The sequence below is a fragment of the Paraburkholderia sp. RL18-085-BIA-A genome, from assembly GCF_046027075.1.
In the GTDB taxonomy this organism is placed as follows: Bacteria; Pseudomonadota; Gammaproteobacteria; order Burkholderiales; family Burkholderiaceae; genus Paraburkholderia.
Genome location: NZ_JARESU010000102.1, coordinates 12,890 through 30,703, shown reverse-complemented (window position 1 = coordinate 30,703; position 17,814 = coordinate 12,890). Strand labels below are relative to the sequence as shown.

Annotated in this window: 17 protein-coding genes and 1 pseudogene; 12 read left to right on the top strand and 6 right to left on the bottom strand. The window is 64.4% G+C overall.

Annotation, left to right across the window (positions count from 1 at the left end; genetic code table 11):
* Positions 1-243 (top strand): annotated as a pseudogene (locus P0D89_RS38700) (hypothetical protein); the annotation flags it as partial.
* Positions 244-561: 318 nt separating this feature from the next.
* Positions 562-921 (top strand): arsenate reductase (glutaredoxin), encoded by a 360-nt coding sequence (gene arsC / locus P0D89_RS38695; protein ID WP_408358703.1) that lies wholly within the window; start codon positions 562-564, stop codon positions 919-921.
* A 54-nt stretch (positions 922-975) separates the two neighbouring features.
* Here arsC and P0D89_RS38690 read toward each other — a convergent pair whose 3' ends face one another.
* A complete protein-coding gene (locus tag P0D89_RS38690; RefSeq protein WP_408358701.1) occupies positions 976-1,959 on the bottom strand; it encodes a sulfonate ABC transporter substrate-binding protein in 984 nt (327 codons plus the stop codon).
* Between the two features lie 224 nt (positions 1,960-2,183).
* On the opposite strand from P0D89_RS38690, the gene P0D89_RS38685 reads away from it, so the two are divergent.
* Both P0D89_RS38685 and P0D89_RS38680 read left to right on the top strand, forming a co-directional pair.
* Positions 2,184-3,554, top strand: coding sequence for a GntT/GntP/DsdX family permease (locus tag P0D89_RS38685; RefSeq protein WP_408358699.1), 1,371 nt, complete (start codon positions 2,184-2,186; stop codon positions 3,552-3,554).
* A gap of 138 nt (positions 3,555-3,692) precedes the next feature.
* Positions 3,693-3,983, top strand: a complete 291-nt coding sequence (locus P0D89_RS38680; protein WP_408358697.1) for a DUF1272 domain-containing protein — start codon at positions 3,693-3,695, stop codon at positions 3,981-3,983.
* Between the two features lie 96 nt (positions 3,984-4,079).
* On the opposite strand, the gene P0D89_RS38675 is transcribed toward P0D89_RS38680, so the two are convergent.
* Both P0D89_RS38675 and P0D89_RS38670 read right to left on the bottom strand, forming a co-directional pair.
* Positions 4,080-4,283, bottom strand: a complete 204-nt coding sequence (locus P0D89_RS38675) for a zf-HC2 domain-containing protein (protein ID WP_408358696.1) — start codon at positions 4,281-4,283, stop codon at positions 4,080-4,082.
* Positions 4,270-4,878, bottom strand: a complete 609-nt coding sequence (locus P0D89_RS38670) for an RNA polymerase factor sigma-70 (RefSeq protein ID WP_408358694.1) — start codon at positions 4,876-4,878, stop codon at positions 4,270-4,272. Before P0D89_RS38670 ends, P0D89_RS38675 begins: the two co-directional genes overlap by 14 nt.
* Positions 4,879-5,330: 452 nt before the next feature.
* Here P0D89_RS38670 and P0D89_RS38665 point away from each other — a divergent pair, with 452 nt between their 5' ends.
* The gene (locus tag P0D89_RS38665) at positions 5,331-5,462 is read left to right on the top strand and encodes a hypothetical protein (protein WP_408358692.1); all 132 of its coding nucleotides are present in this window, start codon (positions 5,331-5,333) and stop codon (positions 5,460-5,462) included.
* A gap of 164 nt (positions 5,463-5,626) precedes the next feature.
* On the opposite strand, the gene P0D89_RS38660 is transcribed toward P0D89_RS38665, so the two are convergent.
* Complete coding sequence (locus tag P0D89_RS38660) at positions 5,627-5,833, bottom strand: hypothetical protein (RefSeq protein WP_408358690.1); 207 nt, start codon at positions 5,831-5,833, stop codon at positions 5,627-5,629.
* Positions 5,834-6,305: 472 nt separating this feature from the next.
* Between P0D89_RS38660 and P0D89_RS38655 the strand changes: the two genes are divergently transcribed.
* A complete protein-coding gene (locus P0D89_RS38655) occupies positions 6,306-6,860 on the top strand; it encodes an NADPH-dependent FMN reductase (protein WP_408378162.1) in 555 nt (184 codons plus the stop codon).
* A 117-nt stretch (positions 6,861-6,977) separates the two neighbouring features.
* Here the strand turns inward: P0D89_RS38655 and P0D89_RS38650 are convergent, their stop codons facing one another.
* Positions 6,978-8,027 carry a hypothetical protein gene (locus tag P0D89_RS38650; protein ID WP_408358687.1) on the bottom strand — a complete coding sequence of 350 codons (1,050 nt, stop codon included), beginning with the start codon at positions 8,025-8,027 and terminating at the stop codon, positions 6,978-6,980.
* A 343-nt stretch (positions 8,028-8,370) separates the two neighbouring features.
* Positions 8,371-10,680: a hybrid sensor histidine kinase/response regulator family protein gene (locus P0D89_RS38645; RefSeq protein ID WP_408358685.1), complete on the bottom strand. Its 2,310-nt coding sequence runs from the start codon at positions 10,678-10,680 to the stop codon at positions 8,371-8,373.
* Between the two features lie 695 nt (positions 10,681-11,375).
* Between P0D89_RS38645 and P0D89_RS38640 the strand changes: the two genes are divergently transcribed.
* The 6 genes from P0D89_RS38640 (at position 11,376) to shc (ending at position 17,814) form a co-directional block, all read left to right on the top strand.
* Positions 11,376-11,744 carry a response regulator gene (locus P0D89_RS38640; RefSeq protein ID WP_408358683.1) on the top strand — a complete coding sequence of 123 codons (369 nt, stop codon included), beginning with the start codon at positions 11,376-11,378 and terminating at the stop codon, positions 11,742-11,744.
* Complete coding sequence (locus P0D89_RS38635; RefSeq protein WP_408358681.1) at positions 11,737-12,360, top strand: chemotaxis protein CheC; 624 nt, start codon at positions 11,737-11,739, stop codon at positions 12,358-12,360. The genes P0D89_RS38640 and P0D89_RS38635 overlap by 8 nt, the downstream gene beginning before the upstream one ends.
* Positions 12,357-13,295 (top strand): sensor domain-containing diguanylate cyclase, encoded by a 939-nt coding sequence (locus P0D89_RS38630; RefSeq protein ID WP_408358679.1) that lies wholly within the window; start codon positions 12,357-12,359, stop codon positions 13,293-13,295. The genes P0D89_RS38635 and P0D89_RS38630 overlap by 4 nt, the downstream gene beginning before the upstream one ends.
* A gap of 331 nt (positions 13,296-13,626) precedes the next feature.
* On the top strand, positions 13,627-14,475 hold the full coding sequence (gene hpnD, locus P0D89_RS38625; RefSeq protein ID WP_408358677.1) for a presqualene diphosphate synthase HpnD: 849 nt from the start codon (positions 13,627-13,629) through the stop codon (positions 14,473-14,475).
* A gap of 4 nt (positions 14,476-14,479) precedes the next feature.
* Entirely contained in the window at positions 14,480-15,748 is a 1,269-nt protein-coding gene (gene hpnE, locus P0D89_RS38620; protein WP_408358675.1) for a hydroxysqualene dehydroxylase HpnE, read from the top strand.
* Positions 15,745-17,814 (top strand): squalene--hopene cyclase, encoded by a 2,070-nt coding sequence (gene shc, locus P0D89_RS38615; RefSeq protein ID WP_408358673.1) that lies wholly within the window; start codon positions 15,745-15,747, stop codon positions 17,812-17,814. The genes hpnE and shc overlap by 4 nt, the downstream gene beginning before the upstream one ends.

The following is a 17,814-nucleotide window of genomic DNA, read 5'->3' as shown; positions in this document are numbered from 1 at the left end:
GGCGAAGGCGAAGGCGAAGGCGAAGGCGAAGGCGAAGGCGAAGGCGAAGGCGATCGCTCGATCAAGTCTTCTCTCCTCCTGCGAACGCCGAAACGCACGGTGCGCGATCAATTCGTGGCGATTACCGCCAATCTGTCGCATACGGTTTATGCGCATAAACCGTGCTTGGCCACCTCGGTTGCGCAGGCGGGCGGCGCACTGCGTCCGATGCGGTCTTTTCATACCGGTCACCGTGCTAGCTGACTCTGGTCGCCTCTGACTGCGGCTCCGCACGCATCCCTGTCAAACTAGCTCTCGGTCGCTGCGCAAAAAATAGAACCCGCAATCGCGTGAATAAAAACTGTAGCGCTGACTTATTCCGCGGCGCACTGTATAACCATGCGCGCTCCCTATCGAACGCGAAATCCCCGGCGCCCACGCGTGCCCTGTCTCCGCGCCCCCTCATCGTTGCAATCAACAATTCCCGCCGCGAAGCAAACCGCTGCCCGACCCGTCCCCGACCCGCTAAAATCTCCGCAGCAGAAAAATCCCCCGCAACAAACAACGCCCACCTTCACGCTCATGATCACGATCTACCATAACCCGCGCTGCTCCAAATCCCGAGCCACTTGCGAGCTAGTCACCAGTACCTACAACACCGCCAGCGAAACGACTGAAGTCATCGAATACCTGAAACAGCCGTTGACCGTTGCACAACTCAAACAACTCAACGCTCAACTGGGCTGCCCAGTCCGCGAGATGATCCGCGACACGGAAGCCGAATACCAAGAACTCCAACTCGCCGATGCCACACTGACCGACGCTCAGTTATACGAAGCATTGGCGAAGCACCCCATCCTCCTGCAACGACCGATCGTCGTGCGAAACGGGCGCGCCGTGATTGGCCGGCCGCCGGAGAACGTTGGGGCGCTGTTCTCCTGAGCGTCGAAACAAAGCGAATCACGTAATGCCGTAGACGCATACCCATTAGCGCCCCTAGACTTTGGCCGGCAGCGCCGCTTCCTTCGTGACGATCCGGGTCGGAATGATGCGCAACTCGCTGAACGTATCCGCGATACGTTGCTGTTCCGCAAGTACGCTCGCATCGACGGGCTTATACACATGCGCGTAGTGCCGCAGGCCCGCTTCGATCACCCCCGCGTCGAGTCCTTGAATGGGCGCGAGCTGCGCAGCAGCCTCGCTGTAATGACCTCGCACCCACTCGCCCTCTTTGCCGACTTCGTCCATCACAATAGCGAGCACCTCGCCGTTTTGCTGCGCAAATGGCCGCGCACTCAGGAAGAACTGATGGTGGCTCACGATCCCGTCGGCATCCGCGAGTAAGCGCGCGTTTGACTGCCGCTTCGCCGCTTCGAGAAACGGATCCCAGATCGCCCATGCGTCGATGGCGCCTCGTTCGAAGGCCGCGCGTGCATCGGCGGGTGCGAGATAGACGGGCTGAATCTCGCTGAACTTCACGCCGTTCTTCTGCAACGCGGCGACCACAAACCAGTGCACGTCCGAGCCTTTGTTCAGCGCGATTTTCTTGCCTTTCAAATCGGCCAATGTCTTGATGGGTGAACTCTGATGCACGAGGATGCCTTCGGCGTGCGGCGTCGGAATTTCATAGGCCGTGTAGACGAAATTCGCGCCGGCTGCCTGCGCGAACACCGGCGGCGCCTCGCCGACATAGCCGAAGTCGATCGCGCCGACGTTCAGCCCTTCCAGCAGCTGCGGGCCGGCCGGAAACTCGGTCCATTTGACCGTGACGCCGAGCGGCGCGAGCCGCTTTTCGAGCGTGCCGTGCGACTTCAGCAACACCAGCGTACTGGCCGCTTTCTGATAGCCGATGCGAAGTTCTTTGGCGTGCGCGTCGGCGGCAAAAGCGAACCCGGGAATGACAGGCAAAGCGGCGGCGGCCAACGATGCGCCCGCGCCCGCAAGGAACGCGCGGCGCGTGAACTGCGAATGATGGGACATGGAAACGCTCGTAAAAAGGACGGACGCAAAACGGACCGATTGGCTCCGACAATAATTCGTCTGCAAGTCTGGATGAACCGATAAATTCGCATAAGCAAATCACGCGTGCGGGCGAACCACCTGGGCTGCGCTCTGCACGCGTCGCCGCCTCGCGCCTTCACTGACCGCTACAATTTGTCCTCCCCGCAAGACCGCGGCTGCGTCATTCGATTGAAAGGGACACTGTGACGACAACACTCACGCCGTGGGCATCCCACGACACTCAACTCATACTGTCATGTGCGCTTGGACTCGCGCTGATCATCATTTTCATCAGCGCGCTGAAACTCGCGCCGTTCCTGTCGATTCTGGTCGGCACGTTCGCGGCGGGTTTTGCCGCCGGCCTGCCGCTCGAAGCGGTCGCGAGCGCATTCAGCAAAGGCGCGGGAGCGTTGCTCGGCGACGTCGGCATCATCATTGCGCTGGGGGCGATGCTCGGTGCGCTGATGGCCGAATCGGGCGCCGCCGACCGGCTCGTCTCGACCATTCTCAAGCACTCCACGCCGCGCACGCTGCCGTGGATGATGGCCGTGGTCGCGCTGATCATCGGCCTGCCGCTCTTCTTCGAAGTGGGCCTCGTGATGATGGTGCCGATCATCTTCGTGATGGCGCGCCGTTCGCAGCAGCCGATCCTGCGCATCGCGATTCCCGCGCTGGCCGGCATGACCACGCTGCACGCGTTGCTGCCGCCGCATCCGGGTCCGTTGATCGCGGTCAGCGCGCTGCATGCCGACCTCGGTCTGACGCTCGGCCTCGGCCTGATCGTCGCGATTCCCGCTGTGATTCTCGCGGGTCCGCTCTATGGCATCTGGCTGTCCAAACGGATGCACGTGGCCGAACCGGAAGAAATGGGCAAGCTCTTCAGCGCGCAGCAAAGCACCGCCGAGCCGCCGAGCTTCGCGATCTCGCTCATCACGATTCTGTTGCCTGTCGTGCTGATGCTGGGCCGCACGGTCGCCAAGCTGCTGCTTCAGCCCGAGACGTTCCTGTTCAACACGCTGAATTTTCTGGGTGAGCCGCTCGTCGCGCTCGGCCTCACCGTGCTGTTCGCGGTGGTCGCGCTCGGCTGGTCGCGTGGGATGGCGCGCGAGCGCGTCGGCGGCATTTTGCGAAAAAGCTTGCCGCCGATCGCCGCGCTGCTGCTGACCATCGGCGCGGGCGGCGGCCTAAAGCAGGCACTCGTGGTCGCGGGCATCAGCACGACCATTGGCAAGATCGCGGTCGGTGCGCACATGCCGCTGATTCTGCTGGCCTGGCTGATCGCCGTCGCGCTGCGCCAGGCGACGGGCTCGGCGACTGTCGCCACCACCACGACGGCCGGTATCGTCGCGCCGGTCGTCGCCGGACTGAGCGCGACGCACAATTCGCTGATGGCGCTCGCGATCGGCGCGGGCTCGGTGTTCTTCTGTCACGTGAACGACGCCGGCTTCTGGATGGTGCGCGAATATTTCGGGTTGCAATTGAAGCAGACGGTGGCGGTCTGGTCGGTATTGCAGACGATCGTGTCTGTCGTCGGCCTCGCGCTCACGCTCGTGTTGTGGAGCGTGTTGACCTGACGGCGCTAACGGGGCGCGCGGGCGTCGACGGGATGTGATGGCCGCACGGCCTTTTCCGGGCGACGAGCGCCGCTTACACTTGCCGGCAAGCGAGGCGCACCCCGTGCCACGCGCCCCCAGAAAAGCGGAGTCACCGCCATGCTCGAACTCAGGCCGTCCTGCGAAGGATGCGGCAAGTCGCTACCGCCGAACGCGTCCGACGCGATGATTTGCACGTACGAATGCACGTTCTGCGAAGTCTGCGCGCTCAGCCGGCTGCGCAACGTCTGTCCGAATTGCGGCGGCAATTTCCAGCATCGGCCGATTCGCACGCGCGCGCAGTTGGAGAAACATCCGGCGCGTACGGAAGCACATCCTGTCGCGATCGACGAAGCGTCGCACGCGCAGTTTTTCGACCGCTATCGGGACACGCCCGCTGGCGAACGTTGACGCCGAAGTGAAGTGCATGCACGCAGAACGACGCGTGTATGCACGCCTGATATGCCGCGATGGCGTCGGCGTGCAAACATGCACCCACGCTAGCCTTCACTCGTTGCGCTCTGTCCCATCCACCGTCTCGATCCCGCTCACCGCATGCGCCGCCACGCGCAACAGGCGGATCTGCTTGCGATAGTTGCGGCAACCGCTGCAAGTCGGCAGATGCAGCCGGATCGCCACCCATTCGCCGGTCGTCAACGAACGGTCTAGCGCGTCGGATAACAGGCGCGTGATGTTCTTACACTTCCCCATTCGCATCCTCGCTGGTCAGGCCTTTTTCGCTGAGGCAAGTGCGCAAGCGCAGCCGCGCACGGTAGATCAGTACGCTGCAGTGATTGGCGTTGATCTGCAGTTCGGCGCAAATGGCCTCGGTATCGAGATCGAGGAATTCGCGCATCATGAAAACGCGTCCGATATGCTCGGGCAGATTTTCCAGGCACATCTCGAACAAGGTCCAGAACTGTTGCCGACGCAATGCGGTTTCGGGCGTCGGCCATGGGCGCGGCTTGGTTTCGCGCGACCAGTGGCCGTTGTCCTTGAAGAGTTCGCGATCGAGCAGCGCTTCGCCGTCAAGTTCGGCTTCGAGCGCCGACAGGTTGATCGTGCGTTGCCGGGCTCGCAAGGTGTCGACGAGCTTGTGCCGCAAGATGCCATACACCCAGGTCTTGTGTTCCGACTGCCCGACGAAGCGGTCGGCGTGCGTCCACGCGGCGGCCAGTGCCTCCTGCACGGCGTCTTCGGCGGCCGCGGCGTCGCGCAACTGCAAACGGGCGAAGCGCACCAGATCGCGCCGCAATTGCGTCAGATAAACGGGATCGTCGAGCGCCGCAGTCCCTACCTGCGCCATGGCATGCTCCGTCGACGCGCCTGCGGCTGACGCGCGTGGTCTCCTGAAACGTGATAGTTCATGAACGTGTAGATGTCCTGGCGCGGGATGCGCGTGCGTGCGCCATTCTCCCTCACGTTCTTGCGCAAGCGAATTGGTGTTGAACATATGCGCGTCGACAAAGCGATAACCGGATGAGCTTGGTCGCGCCGGCGGACGCGTTATGACAAGGCACAAAAATTATTGCGAAAACCGAAATCATGAATTGCGGCGATTCGCATCGCCTCTGACCCGCATGGGGAATAAGCAGCGAACCTTCAGCCAGTAACGGCGCGTCGAAGCCCTTACAGATTATTTCGATAAGTGAAAAAATGTCTTCTTGTCTTCGGTATTTGTAGGCAGACACTGAATCGCTATTCTTCAGCCATCGATCGCACCTGATCGCGAACCAAACGCTGAAGAGGAGTAGCACCATGAAACGCATTCTGTCCGCCCTGATCGCTTCCGTCGCCCTGTTTGCAGCCGCTTCCGGTGCAGCTCACGCAGCGGCTCCGGCTCCGTGCAACGGCCCGGCATCGTACTGCAACGTGTTCTTCGGCAACTAATCGCTTCACGGGCGCGGCGCGGAGTTACGTGCCGACGGCGAAGTCCGTCATCAAAGAAACTTCTCGAAGCAAAAAAGGGCGCCGAAACGGCGCCCTTTTTGCGTCCAGCCCGAACTGGATCCGGTTTGACGATTTGCGGAGCCTTGTCCGCACCTGCTCGACGGCTAGATCTTGCCGCCTCCATCCATCCCGCTGCCCTTGCGCCACACCTCCTTGCCACGTTCGGACAGCTCGCCGCTGCTATGCACCTTGTCCGCTTGTGTGCCATCGAAGGCCATTTCGCCGCCAGGTTGTTCCTGCGCGCGCTGCATCTCCTTCTTGCGAGCAGCCACCGCTTCGTCGTGAGATTTGCCTGCGTAGTTCGAATTCATGGCTAGGTCCTCCTGAAAACCGGTTCATTGGCCTGCGAAAGCAACTCAAGCAGCAAAACAGAAATTTCTTTGCCCCCATAACCCGTTCGTCTGCCCCATGGTCGCCGCGAGGCGAGGTTCAATGAGCGCTGGCGCACATAGCAACGTCGCTCTTCGCGTCTGCCAGCCGCTGCGGTTTGCCTACAGGCGGGAAGCCGCGCAGCACACGTTTGCCTCAAATCGTCTCGGGCCGAAGGCATGCTTGATTGACAAGGCAAAAGTACCAGTTATCCACAAGGTTATTCAGCGAATCTGTGGATAACTTTGCGGGCTGCGAGGTTATCCACCGCCCCCCTCGCTCGCGACGATTTTCAGACGCGCCGGGACACTGGTGTTTGCCTCTCCCTGTCGCCCCCGGGTGCGCGGCTTTTTGCCTATGATGGGCAGTTCGTACCCTTTGCGCGTCGAGCGCCTCACATCAAGGAAGCGAACCATGGCCCATCACATTGCAGTCATCGTCGGCAGCCTGCGTCGGGGCTCGTTCAACCGTCAAATGGCTCAAGCGGTGATTTCACTGGCACCGTCCGACTTCACCTTCGAATTCATCGACATCGCTTCGCTGCCGCTCTACAGCCAGGACTACGACGCCGACTTTCCCGAGGCCGGCAAGCAGTTGAAGCAGCGCGTCGAAGCGGCCGATGGCCTGTTGTTCGTCACCCCCGAATACAACCGCTCGATCCCCGGCGTGCTGAAGAACGCGCTCGACTGGGGTTCGCGTCCATGGGGCACGAATTCATGGCGCAATAAGCCTGGCGCGGTGATCGGCACCTCGGTCGGCGCAACCGGCTCGGCGCTGGCGCAACAGCATCTGCGCAATGTGCTCGCCTATCTCGATGTCGCGATCCTGGGGCAACCTGAAGTGTTCATCAAGCACGACCCGGCGGTCATCAACGAAAAAGGCGAGATCGTAAACGACCGTACGCGCAAGTTCCTGCAGACTTTCGTCGACCGGTATGTGGTCTGGATCAAGGGGCACACGGCTGCGTGACCGACGTTCCCTTCATGTGACTCGCATGGCTCCCGGACCGGCTTGCCCGTGCGGGATGCGACGCGGCGGGGGTACCCAGCTTCCCTTTCGTGCAACACCGCCGCCGCGCATATCTCTCTATACGTGGTGATGTCCTGTCACCCGTTCCCAACCGTGACGCACCGCTAGCTTGAAACGCTCCCAAGTGCTGTCGGGGGACGTGGTTTCCCAATGACGCCGAGCTTCCGGCTCAATGTCTTCCCATGGTCGATCGCGAAACTGCGCGTCGTTGCCGATTTCCGCGCCGTACCGGTAAGCCGGCACGTAGTCTTCATAGCGCGCGCTCTCAGCAGCGTACTGCTCGTCATAGTGCGAGCGAAAATCTTCTTCGTATTCCAGATATTCGTTCGGCATCTGGCCGCCCAGACCGGCGGTCGGCTGCCCTGCTTCGGAGACGACTTCCGACGGCTGCATCACCGCGCCTGAGCCCGGCACCGACCCGGCGGCGATCGCGCTGCGGCCTGCGTCGCCGACGAGAGGATCGATCACCGGCTCGTTTACCGGATCGACAGCAGGCCGCTCGTTGACAGGCGGCGGCACGAACGGCTCGGCAGGCGTCGTTGCCGGCGGCACCGGATGCAAGGGATCGCCCGTTCCGGCCGGCCGCGTGGCCGTGGTGGCCGTGGTGGCGGTAGTTGCACTCGGTTTAGCCACGCCGGGCGTTGCTGTCGTCACGCTCGAAGTCCGCGGCGATCCCGGCGTCATCGCGCCGATGCCCAGTTCGTCGAGCACCGAGTGGTCACGGCTGGCCGCCCGTTGCGTGTCCCAGTCCGGCAGACGTTCGCCGATGTCGGTTGCGCCCAGCCTCGCGAGCGTATCGCGCGCCAGTTCCGCGTGGGCTTCGCTGGTTGCGTGGACGCACACCAGCACCGCGCCGCGCCGCACGGCTTCGGCGTAGCGCGCGGTTTCCGGTTCGCGCGAACTGCTGGCGAACAGGCTCGACAAAAAGCGCTCGATATTCGCCAGCACGCCGGCGTTGGCGACTTCGCCGGTGGCCGAGTCGACCGACGGTTCCGGATTTGCCTGCAATTCGATCGTGTCGCGTGCGAGGCCGATCTGTACGAGCGTGTCGCGGGCGCCTTCCGCTTGCATGTAGGTGTCGAATAAACCAATCACGGTATGTTGCATGGCTGTCTCCCGACGTTTTTGGCGGAACGGGCAACGCGGGAACGCGTCGCCCTCCTCGTCAGTTTGCGCCGCAACGATCATGCCGGAGCGGGGCCACGCGGCCGCGCGCCCCGTCACGCGAGCCTGCGCGAAGCCGGATGCGCAAACCCGCGCACAAAATGTGCTGCCGCGCCGCCACGCTTTTACAACCGTAGGTAAATGACACCCAGCTCGGGTGAGCCTGCCAATGTCCGCCGAGCCCGCACAAGTCCGCCGAGTCCGCCGAGTCCGCCGAGTCCGCCGAGTCCGCCGAGTCCGCCGAGTCCGCCGAGTCCGACAAGCCCGCCGGCGCGGGCCGCGGCCTCTATTCCGCCTGATGCGTCGCCGGATCGCTACCCGTCTGCGCCACGTCGCGCTGGATCGTTTCGAGCAGCTTTTCCAGCAAGCCGATATCGAACGGCTTGGAGAGCACCCTCACATCCACCCGCCGCGCGCGGTCGAGTTCTTCCGCGTAGCCGGTGACGAGAATCACCGGCAGCTTCACGTCGAAGGCCATGATCGCTTCGGCCAGATCGATGCCGTTCATCGTCCCCGGCATATGAATGTCCGAGAGCACGAGATCGAACGGCAGCGGCTCGCCGGTGCGCGCCCGCCGCGCATTGGCATCGTCGAACAGATGCAGCGCGGTGTCGGCGTTGAACACGCACGTGACCTGGTGGCCCATCATCTGCAGCAGCGCTTCGGTGCCGGCGGCCACTTCCGCGTTGTCCTCGACCAGCAGGATGCGCAGCCCCTGCGCCGCGCCGTTCTCGTCGGTGCTCGCTTCGGCCGGGCCGGGCGCCTCGGGCTCGTCGGTGGCGCGCGGCAGATAAAGGCGCACCGAGGTGCCCGCGCCGACCGCGCTGTCGATCGCGGCCAGCCCGCCCGAGCTCTCGCAGAACGCGAAAACCTGCGGCAAACCGAGGCCCGTGCCCATGCCTTTCGGCTTGGTCGTGAAAAGCGGTTCGAAGGCGCGCGCCAGCACGTCGGGCGCCATGCCGACGCCCGTATCCTCGAGGGACAGTTGCACGAAGTCGCCGGTCAGCGGAAAGCCGTCCTCGTGACGGAAGGTGATATTGCTCGCGCGCAACGTGAAGCGTCCGCCGCTCGGCATCGCGTCGCGCGCATTCACGGCGACGTTGATCAGCGCCAGTTCGAGTTCGGCGACGTCGACGCGCATCGGCCAGGTCTCGACGCCGGGGTCGATCACCAGCGAGACCTTCGCACCGAGCGACGCGCGCAGCAATTCGCGGCAAGCCGGCAGCCAGCGTTCGAGCGACAGCGTTTCGGTGCGCAACGGCTGCTTGCGCGCGACGCCGAGCAATTGCCGGGTCAGCGACTGGCCGCTCTTGAGCGCGCGCTCCATCGCCGACAGTTCGCGGTCTATCCCGGCCACGCCAAGCCGCCGCGCGATCTGCACGTTCGACGAGAGGATCATCAGCAGGTTGTTGAAGTCGTGCGCGACGCTGCCGACCAGCGTGCCGAGCGCCTCCATCTTGCGCGACTGGCGATACGCCGATTCGATCGAGCGGCGCATCGACGCTTCGGCCTGCCAGCGCTCCCACGCTTCCTCTTCGGCGCCAAGGCGCCGCAGCGACAGCCAGATTACGCACCACAGCGCGATCGACGGCGTAAACATCGACACGATCAGCACGCTCAGGTGCCGATACCACGCGGCCCAGATCGCCGACGTGCGATAGCCGCACAGCACGTACACGGGATACGAACCGACATGCCGGAACGCGAGGATCAGCTTGTCGCCGTCGACGTTCGAGCGCATGCGCACGACCCCGGCCCGCCGCCCCTGTGAGACGGCTTCGGCGAACGGCGAATCCGGCGTCATCGCCGTCGGCTCGCGCGGGCTGCGCGGATAGTGCGCGAGGATCGCACCGTCGGTGCGCACGAGGCTCATGATCATCGGCGTGCTGCTGCTGCCGCCGAGCAGTTCGCGGTAGAACGCATCGAAGTAGCTGGGCCGCAGCGCCACCGAGACCATCCCGGCAAACGTGCCGTCAGCGGCGCGCCGCTCCACGCCCATGTTGAACACCTGTTCGCCGGCCACGTGCCCGGTCATCACCTTCGACACGTGTTCGAGATCCTTGCCGTCGCGAATGCCGACGAAGTCGTCGCGTTGGCCGATCGAAAGTATCGGCGACGGGTAATAGCGGCTGCTGGCGAGCAAGTCCCCGTCGTGCCCGAAGATCGACACGGCGGCCACTTGCGGATAGCCGCCGCCCATCGTGCGCAGCTTGTCGTGAATCTCGGCTTCGCGCGCGCGGATGCCGTCGTCGTCCAGGCCTTCGGTCAGATCGATGATGCGCGAGTCGAGCGTCACGTTCATGTCGAACACCTTCAGCGCGTGCTCTTCCGCGACCCGCACCGTGCGCAACGTCATGTCGGTGGCATCGGCCTCGCGTGTGCGCAGATCGGCGAGGGCCATGGCCGCGACATACACGCACGGCAGCACGATCGCCGCGGCCAGCAGCGCGATCAGCGTGATGCGCCGCACATGGAAATTCTGCTCCGGCACAGCGGGAAACGACGCCTCGTCCGCTTGAGCACCCGTGCGGCGGGAATGGCGGGAACTGCGAAAAAGGCGACTCGCGCGAGGCGGGTCGGACCGGTCTGGTGTCATTTTCGATAATGCCAAAATCGTTCGGGACCGAAAGGCCGGCAACCGGCCGGCAACCGGCTTCATACAGGAAGCATACACAGAGCGGCGGTAGAAGTTACCTCCGTGAAGAGTTCGGCACCGGCGCCAGCATTCGTCTGTTCTTTAAACAGCGACAAATCCGGAAGCGCAAACGTATTCAAAAGTATAAATATAAAAGAAAGCCTATCCAGGCTATAAAAACATTTTGAGAAAGTGCGCTGCACAGGAAAATATCTTTAATGAATATGAATTTGGGGAGTTGCCTTTACGCCGTTTTGCTTCGAGAATCCATCCACGATAAAAATCCGTCTGCCATGTTCGGACGAATTCGCCGCGAGGGCCTCCAGAGCATGCGTCATTACGCGTGTGCCGAGGCGCGCGCGGATCCATGCGCGGCAGGGGGCCAGCCTGATCCACGAAGCCGCGCAGATTGATCTACGGGGTAGGCTTCGAACATGCCGGTCATAGCCATCGTCCACGGTGCGCGCTCGTATCCATACGGGCCCGTCCGATCCATCAAAGGCGCGTCACCGCGCCCGCTCCCCGTTCGCACGCAACAACCTGCGTCCCAGCCCGATGCATCGCCCTTTGCCGCAAGTCGACGACGCTTGCGCTAAAGAAATCGTGCTGGTTCGCCGTTAATGCGTAATAGATAATTTCGCTTTTCCGACCCGCCCATGCCTTTGCCCATTGTGATCGCCGATGATTCGCTGCTTGCCCGCAAGGTGCTCACCCGGGCATTGCCGCCGGACTGGGAGGTCGACGTGTCCTACGCGTCGAACGGGCGCGAAGCGCTCGCTCTGTATCGCGAAGGCAAGGCGTCGGTGATGTTCCTCGACCTGACGATGCCGGACATGACCGGCTACCAGGTGCTGGAAGCATTGCAGCACGAGGATCTGAACACCTTCGTGATCGTCGTCTCCGCCGATGTTCAGCCGATGGCCCAGGCGCGCGTGCGCGCGCTCGGCGCCGCTGCGTTCATCGCCAAGCCCGTGACGCCCGAGGCGGTACTGCCCATCCTCAAGGAGTACGGGTTGTATGTCTGAGCCAATCCTTACCGAAGACCAGCGCGACGCGCTGCAAGAGGTCGCCAATCTGGCGATGGGCCAGGCCGCGACGCGGCTTGCGCGGCTGCTCGATTCGTTCATCGAGTTGTCCGTGCCGCGCGTGAAACTGGTGGCGGTCACCGAGGCGGCGCAGGCGCTGCGCGAGATGACCGGGATCGAGGACACCGTGAGCGCGGTGCGCCAGGGTTTTCGCTCCGACATCAAGGGCGAGGCGCTGGTGATCTGCCGCAGCGACTGCATCGCGCAGTTGTGCTCGCTCGTCAGCGATCCGTACGCGCGATCGAGCTATGAGGCGGTGAGTCAGACGGAACTGATGTTCGACGTCGCGAACGTGCTGACGGGCGCGTGCGTGTCCTCGATTCTCGACCAGCTCGGCCGCACGCCGGTGTTCTCCGCGCCCGGTATGCTCGGCGAAGCGATGACGCTCGACGACGCGTTCCAGCCCGGCGTCTTGCAATGGGAAGTCGCGCTGCTGGTCGAAGTGAATTTCGCGCTGGAGGATCACAGCTTCCGCGCGCACCTCGTGATGCTGATGGCCGAGGAGTCGATCCGCCACATGAGCATGGCGCTCGACGCGCTGTTGTCGAGCCTATGAGCGTGTCCGTCGATTCGTTGAGCGATCTGGTGGTCGAGCGCGTCGGCTTCGGCATCTTCGTGCTCGACCGCGAGATGAACGTGCTCATGTGGAACCGCTTCATGCAGGATCACAGCGGGCTGTCGTCGGAACAGGTGGTCGGCAAGTCGCTGTTCTCGCACTTTCCGGAGCTGCCGCGCGTGTGGTTGTCGCGCAAGCTGGAAAGCGTGTTTCAGCTCGGCAGTTTTGCGTTCAGCTCGTGGGAACAGCGGCCGTATCTGTTCAGGTTCGATCACGACCGGCCGATTACCGGCGGGGTCGATTTCATGCAGCAGGACGTCACGTTCATGCCGCTCACGCGCGATCGCGAAGTGGTCGCCGTGTGCGTGACGATCTCGGATGTCACGCACGTGAGCATCGTGCAGCGCGAGCGCGAGGAGGCGGTCACCAAGCTGCAGGAGTACGCGGACCGCGACGGTCTGACAGGCATCGCCAATCGCCGCTTCTTCGAAGCGCGTCTGCGCGATGAATTCACGCGCTGGCAGCGCTATGGCGGCGACATGTCGATGCTGCTATTCGATCTCGACCACTTCAAGAAGATCAACGATCAGTTCGGCCACGGCGTCGGCGACACGGTGCTGCGCGTGATGGCTCAGCGCGTCGCCGAGGTGGTGCGGGCGCAGGACACCTTTGGGCGTTTCGGCGGTGAGGAGTTCGCGTTGCTGCTGCCTTGTACGCCGCTTGCCGACGCGATGCGCGTCGCGGACAAGATCCGCGCCGTGATCGCCGATACGCCGGTCGAGGTGCAGGGCACGAGCGTGCCGGTGACGGCGAGCGTCGGCGGCGCGGCGGCGCGCATGGGCGTGCCGGCGTACGACGTGCTGATCAACGAAGCCGATGCGGCGCTTTACAGTGCGAAGCGGCAAGGGCGCAACTGTTCTGTCTCGTTTAGCTGACGGTGTCGCGGCCGTGTGACGCAAGGTGCGGAACAGGCGGTGGCCTGCGCCGGCCAGGACGCTGTCTCGTCGCCAAACGACGCGACGCGACGCGCCGCACACACTGACGGCGTACCGCCCGCCGCCCTTCGCCATGCAGCCGTCGTTCCGTTCCTGCCCCCAATTCATCCGTGAAACTGCGGCGTCTTGCAAACGTTGATATACTTTTCGCCGTTTCCGGCATCCCAGCCGGGTGTTTCGCGCGTGTCCGCGCGCGCGGGCTACCTGCCCAGCGGGTAGGCATAGAACCTCTTTGAACGCCTTTCAGCGGGCGCCTCCAGCGGAGATCGTCTTGGCTGTTTCCAATCTTGTCGTGGACGATACAGAAATCGACGCCGCTGCCGCCACGTCCGGCAGCTCGTTCTATCTCGCCATGCGCATCCTGCCGGCCGCGCAGCGCGATGCGATGTATCAGGTCTACGCCTTCTGCCGCGCAGTCGACGACATCGCCGACAGCGACATGCCGCGCGCCGAACGTTCCGCTGCGCTCGAACGCTGGCGCGCCGACATCGACGCGTGCTATGCCGGCGCGCCGCGTGCTTCGTTGCGCGCGCTGACGCGGCACATTCACACGTTTCACCTGCAACGCGAAGATTTTCAGGCAATGATCGACGGCATGGCGATGGACGCCGCCGCCGACATCTGCGCGCCCGACGAAGCCACGCTCGACCTATACTGCGACCGCGTCGCCAGCGCGGCGGGCCGTCTGTCGGTGAGGATATTCGGGATGCAGGAGGAGCCCGGCCGGCTGCTCGCGCACCACCTGGGCCGCGCGCTGCAACTGACCAACATCCTGCGCGATATCGACGAAGACGCCGGCATCAACCGCTGCTACCTGCCGTATGAACTGCTGGCGCGCGAAGGCATCGCGGTGACGAACCCCGCGCAGATCGCCGACGATCCGTCGCTGCCGCGCGTATGCGCGACGCTTGCCGAGCGCGCGCGGCAGCACTTCGCCGCGTCGGACGCGATCATGGACCGCGAGCCGCGCACTCACGTGCGGGCGCCGCGCATCATGTCGGGCGTCTATCGCCTGCTGTTCGAGCGCACGCTGGAGCGCGGCTTCGACATTCCGCGCACGAAGGTCAGCAAGCCGAAGCTGCGCATGCTGTGGATCGTCGCGCGTTACGCGCTCTTCTGAGCTGATGCCGAAGCTCGTACATGTGGTCGGTGCGGGCCTCGCCGGTCTGGCCGCCGCAGTGCAGCTCCAACGGCGCGGCGCCCAGGTCGTGCTGCATGAAGCAGCGGCCCAGGCGGGCGGCCGCTGCCGTTCGTACTACGACGCGAAGCTGGGCGCGACCATCGACAGCGGCAATCACATGGTGCTGTCGGGCAACGCCGCGACGCTCAACTATGCGCGCGCGATCGGCGCCGCCGACGAACTCGTCGGCCCGCAGCAGCCCGAGTTTCCGTTCGTGGACCTGGCCACGCGGGCGCGCTGGAGCGTGCGCCTGTCGCCGGGACGCCTGCCGTGGTGGATCTTCGACCCGAACGCGCGCGTGCCGAATACCGGTCCTGGCGACTATCTGGCGCTCGTGCCGCTGCTTTTCGCCAAGCCCGGGCGCAGCGTCGCGCAGACCATGCGTTGCAACGGCCCGCTGTGGGACCGGCTGCTCAGGCCGCTGTTGCACGCGCTGCTGAATGTCGAGCCGCGCGAAGCGTCGGCCGAACTGACCGGCGCGATGGTGCGCGAGGCGTTGCTGGCCGGCGGCCTCGCCTGCCGGCCGCTGGTGGCGCGCAACGGGCTGGGCAGCGCGTTCGTCGATCCAGCGTTGCGCTTGCTGCAACATGGCGGCGCAACGATCAAGCTGGGTTCGCGCTTGAGGGAAATCGTCTTCGCCGCCAACGGTGGCCGCGTGCAGGCGCTGACTTTCGTCGACGGTGAGGTCACGCTCGACGCCAACCAGGCGGTGATTCTCGCGGTGCCGCCGGAGATCGCACCGACCCTCGTGCCGGGTCTGCGGGCGCCGACCCGGTTCGCGGCGACCGTCAACGTGCATTTCGCCGTCGAGCCGCCGTTCGGTGTGCCGCCGGTCACCGGTCTGCTCAACGCGACGGCCGAATGGCTGATCGCGTTCGACGACCGCCTTTCGGTCACGGTCAACGCGGCCGAGCGTCTGCTCGACATGCCGCACGAAGCCCTCGCGAGCACAGTCTGGGCCGAGGTGGCCCAGGCCGCCAGTCTTCCTGCCGCGTCAATGCCGGCCTGGCAGGTCGTAATGGAAAAACGCGCGACGTTTGCCGCGCTGCCCGACCAGGAAACGCTGCGTCCGGGCACGCGCACTCGCTGGAACAACCTGATGCTCGCGGGCGACTGGACGGCCACCGGCCTGCCCGCGACGATTGAAGGCGCGATCCGCTCCGGCCAGAAGGCCGCGGATATGCTGCTGAATGAACCGATGGAACGCCGATGAACGATTTATCTCAAGCTCAGGCGCTGGACGCCGACCTGCCTGAATCCGCTGGCGCGGCGCTCGACGCGCCGGCTGTCGCGACGCAAGCGCAGACGCAAGCGCAGACGCAAGCCGAAAAGCACGCAGCCGTGGCGTCGACAGCGTCGCTGGACGCCGCGATCACGCGCGCGACCGACGCCATTCTCGCCGCGCAAAAGCCGGACGGCCACTGGGTCTACGAACTCGAAGCCGACGCGACGATCCCCGCCGAATACGTGCTGCTGGTTCACTACCTCGGCGAAACGCCGAACCTCGAACTGGAGCAGAAGATCGCGCGCTATCTGCGGCGCATCCAGTTGGCCAACGGCGGCTGGCCGCTCTTCACCGACGGCGCGCTCGACATCAGCGCGAGCGTGAAGGCGTACTTCGCGCTGAAGATGATCGGCGACCCGGCGGACGCCGAACACATGGTCCGCGCGCGCGAGGCGATTCTGGCCCACGGCGGCGCGGAAAACGTGAACGTGTTCACGCGGATTCTGCTTGCGCTGTTCGGCGTGGTGTCGTGGCGCGCGGTGCCGATGATGCCCGTCGAAATCATGCTGTTGCCGATGTGGTTCCCGTTCCATCTGTCGAAGGTGTCGTACTGGGCGCGTACCGTGATCGTGCCGCTGCTGGTGCTCAACGCGAAGCGGCCGCTCGCGCGTAATCCGCGTCGTGTACGCATCGACGAGCTGTTCCGCGGCGCGCCGGTCAACACCGGCATGAACCAGCGGGCGCCGCATCAGCACGCCGGCTGGTTCGGCTTCTTCCGCAGCGCGGACGCGGTGCTGCGCGCGCTCGACGGCCTGTTCCCGAAGGCCACGCGCGAACGCGCGGTGCGTGCGGCGGTGGCGTTCGTCGACGAACGGCTGAACGGCGAAGACGGCCTCGGCGCGATTTTCCCCGCGATGGCCAACTCGGTGATGATGTACGACGTGCTCGGCTATCCGGCCGATCATCCGAATCGCGCGGTCGCTCGCCAATCGATCGACAAGCTGCTCGTTATCAAGGACGACGAAGCATATTGCCAACCGTGTCTGTCGCCGGTATGGGACACGTCGCTCGCCGCGCACGCGCTGCTCGAAACCGGCGAAGCGCATGCCGAGCAGGCCGCCGAACGCGGGCTCGCGTGGCTGCGTCCGCTGCAGATTCTCGACGTGCGCGGTGACTGGATCTCGCGCCGGCCGAACGTGCGGCCGGGCGGCTGGGCGTTCCAGTACAACAACGCGCACTATCCGGACGTCGACGATACGGCGGTGGTCGCGATGGCGATGCATCGCTCGGCGGCGCTCACGCAATCGCCGGTCGATCGCGAAGCCATTGCGCGCGCGCGTGAATGGGTGGTCGGCATGCAGAGCAGCGACGGCGGCTGGGGCGCGTTCGAGCCGGAAAACACTCAGTACTACCTGAACAACATTCCGTTCTCCGATCACGGCGCGTTGCTCGATCCGCCGACTGCGGACGTGTCGGGCCGGTGTCTGTCGATGCTCGCGCAACTCGGCGAACTGCCGCAGAACAGCGAGCCCGCGCAACGCGCGTTCGCGTACATGTTGCAGGAACAGGAGTCGGACGGCAGCTGGTACGGCCGTTGGGGCCTGAACTACATCTACGGCACGTGGACCGCATTGTCGTCGCTGAACGCAACCGGCATGCCACACGACGACCCGCGCATGAAGCGCGCCGCACAGTGGCTGCTGTCGATCCAGAATCCGGACGGCGGCTGGGGCGAGGGCGGCGAGAGCTACAAGCTCGACTATCGCGGCTACGAGCGCGCGCCGAGCACGGCCTCGCAAACCGCCTGGGCGCTGCTGGGCCTGATGGCGGCGGGCGAGGTCGATCACGAAGCCGTCGCGCGCGGCGTCGACTATTTGCAGCGCGAACAGCGCGAGCACGGCTTGTGGGACGAAACGCGCTTCACCGCGACCGGTTTCCCGCGCGTGTTCTATCTGCGCTACCACGGCTATCGCAAGTTCTTCCCGCTGTGGGCGTTGGCGCGCTTCCGCCATTTGAAGCGCAACAGGCTCACGCGCGTAGCGGCCGGGATGTAA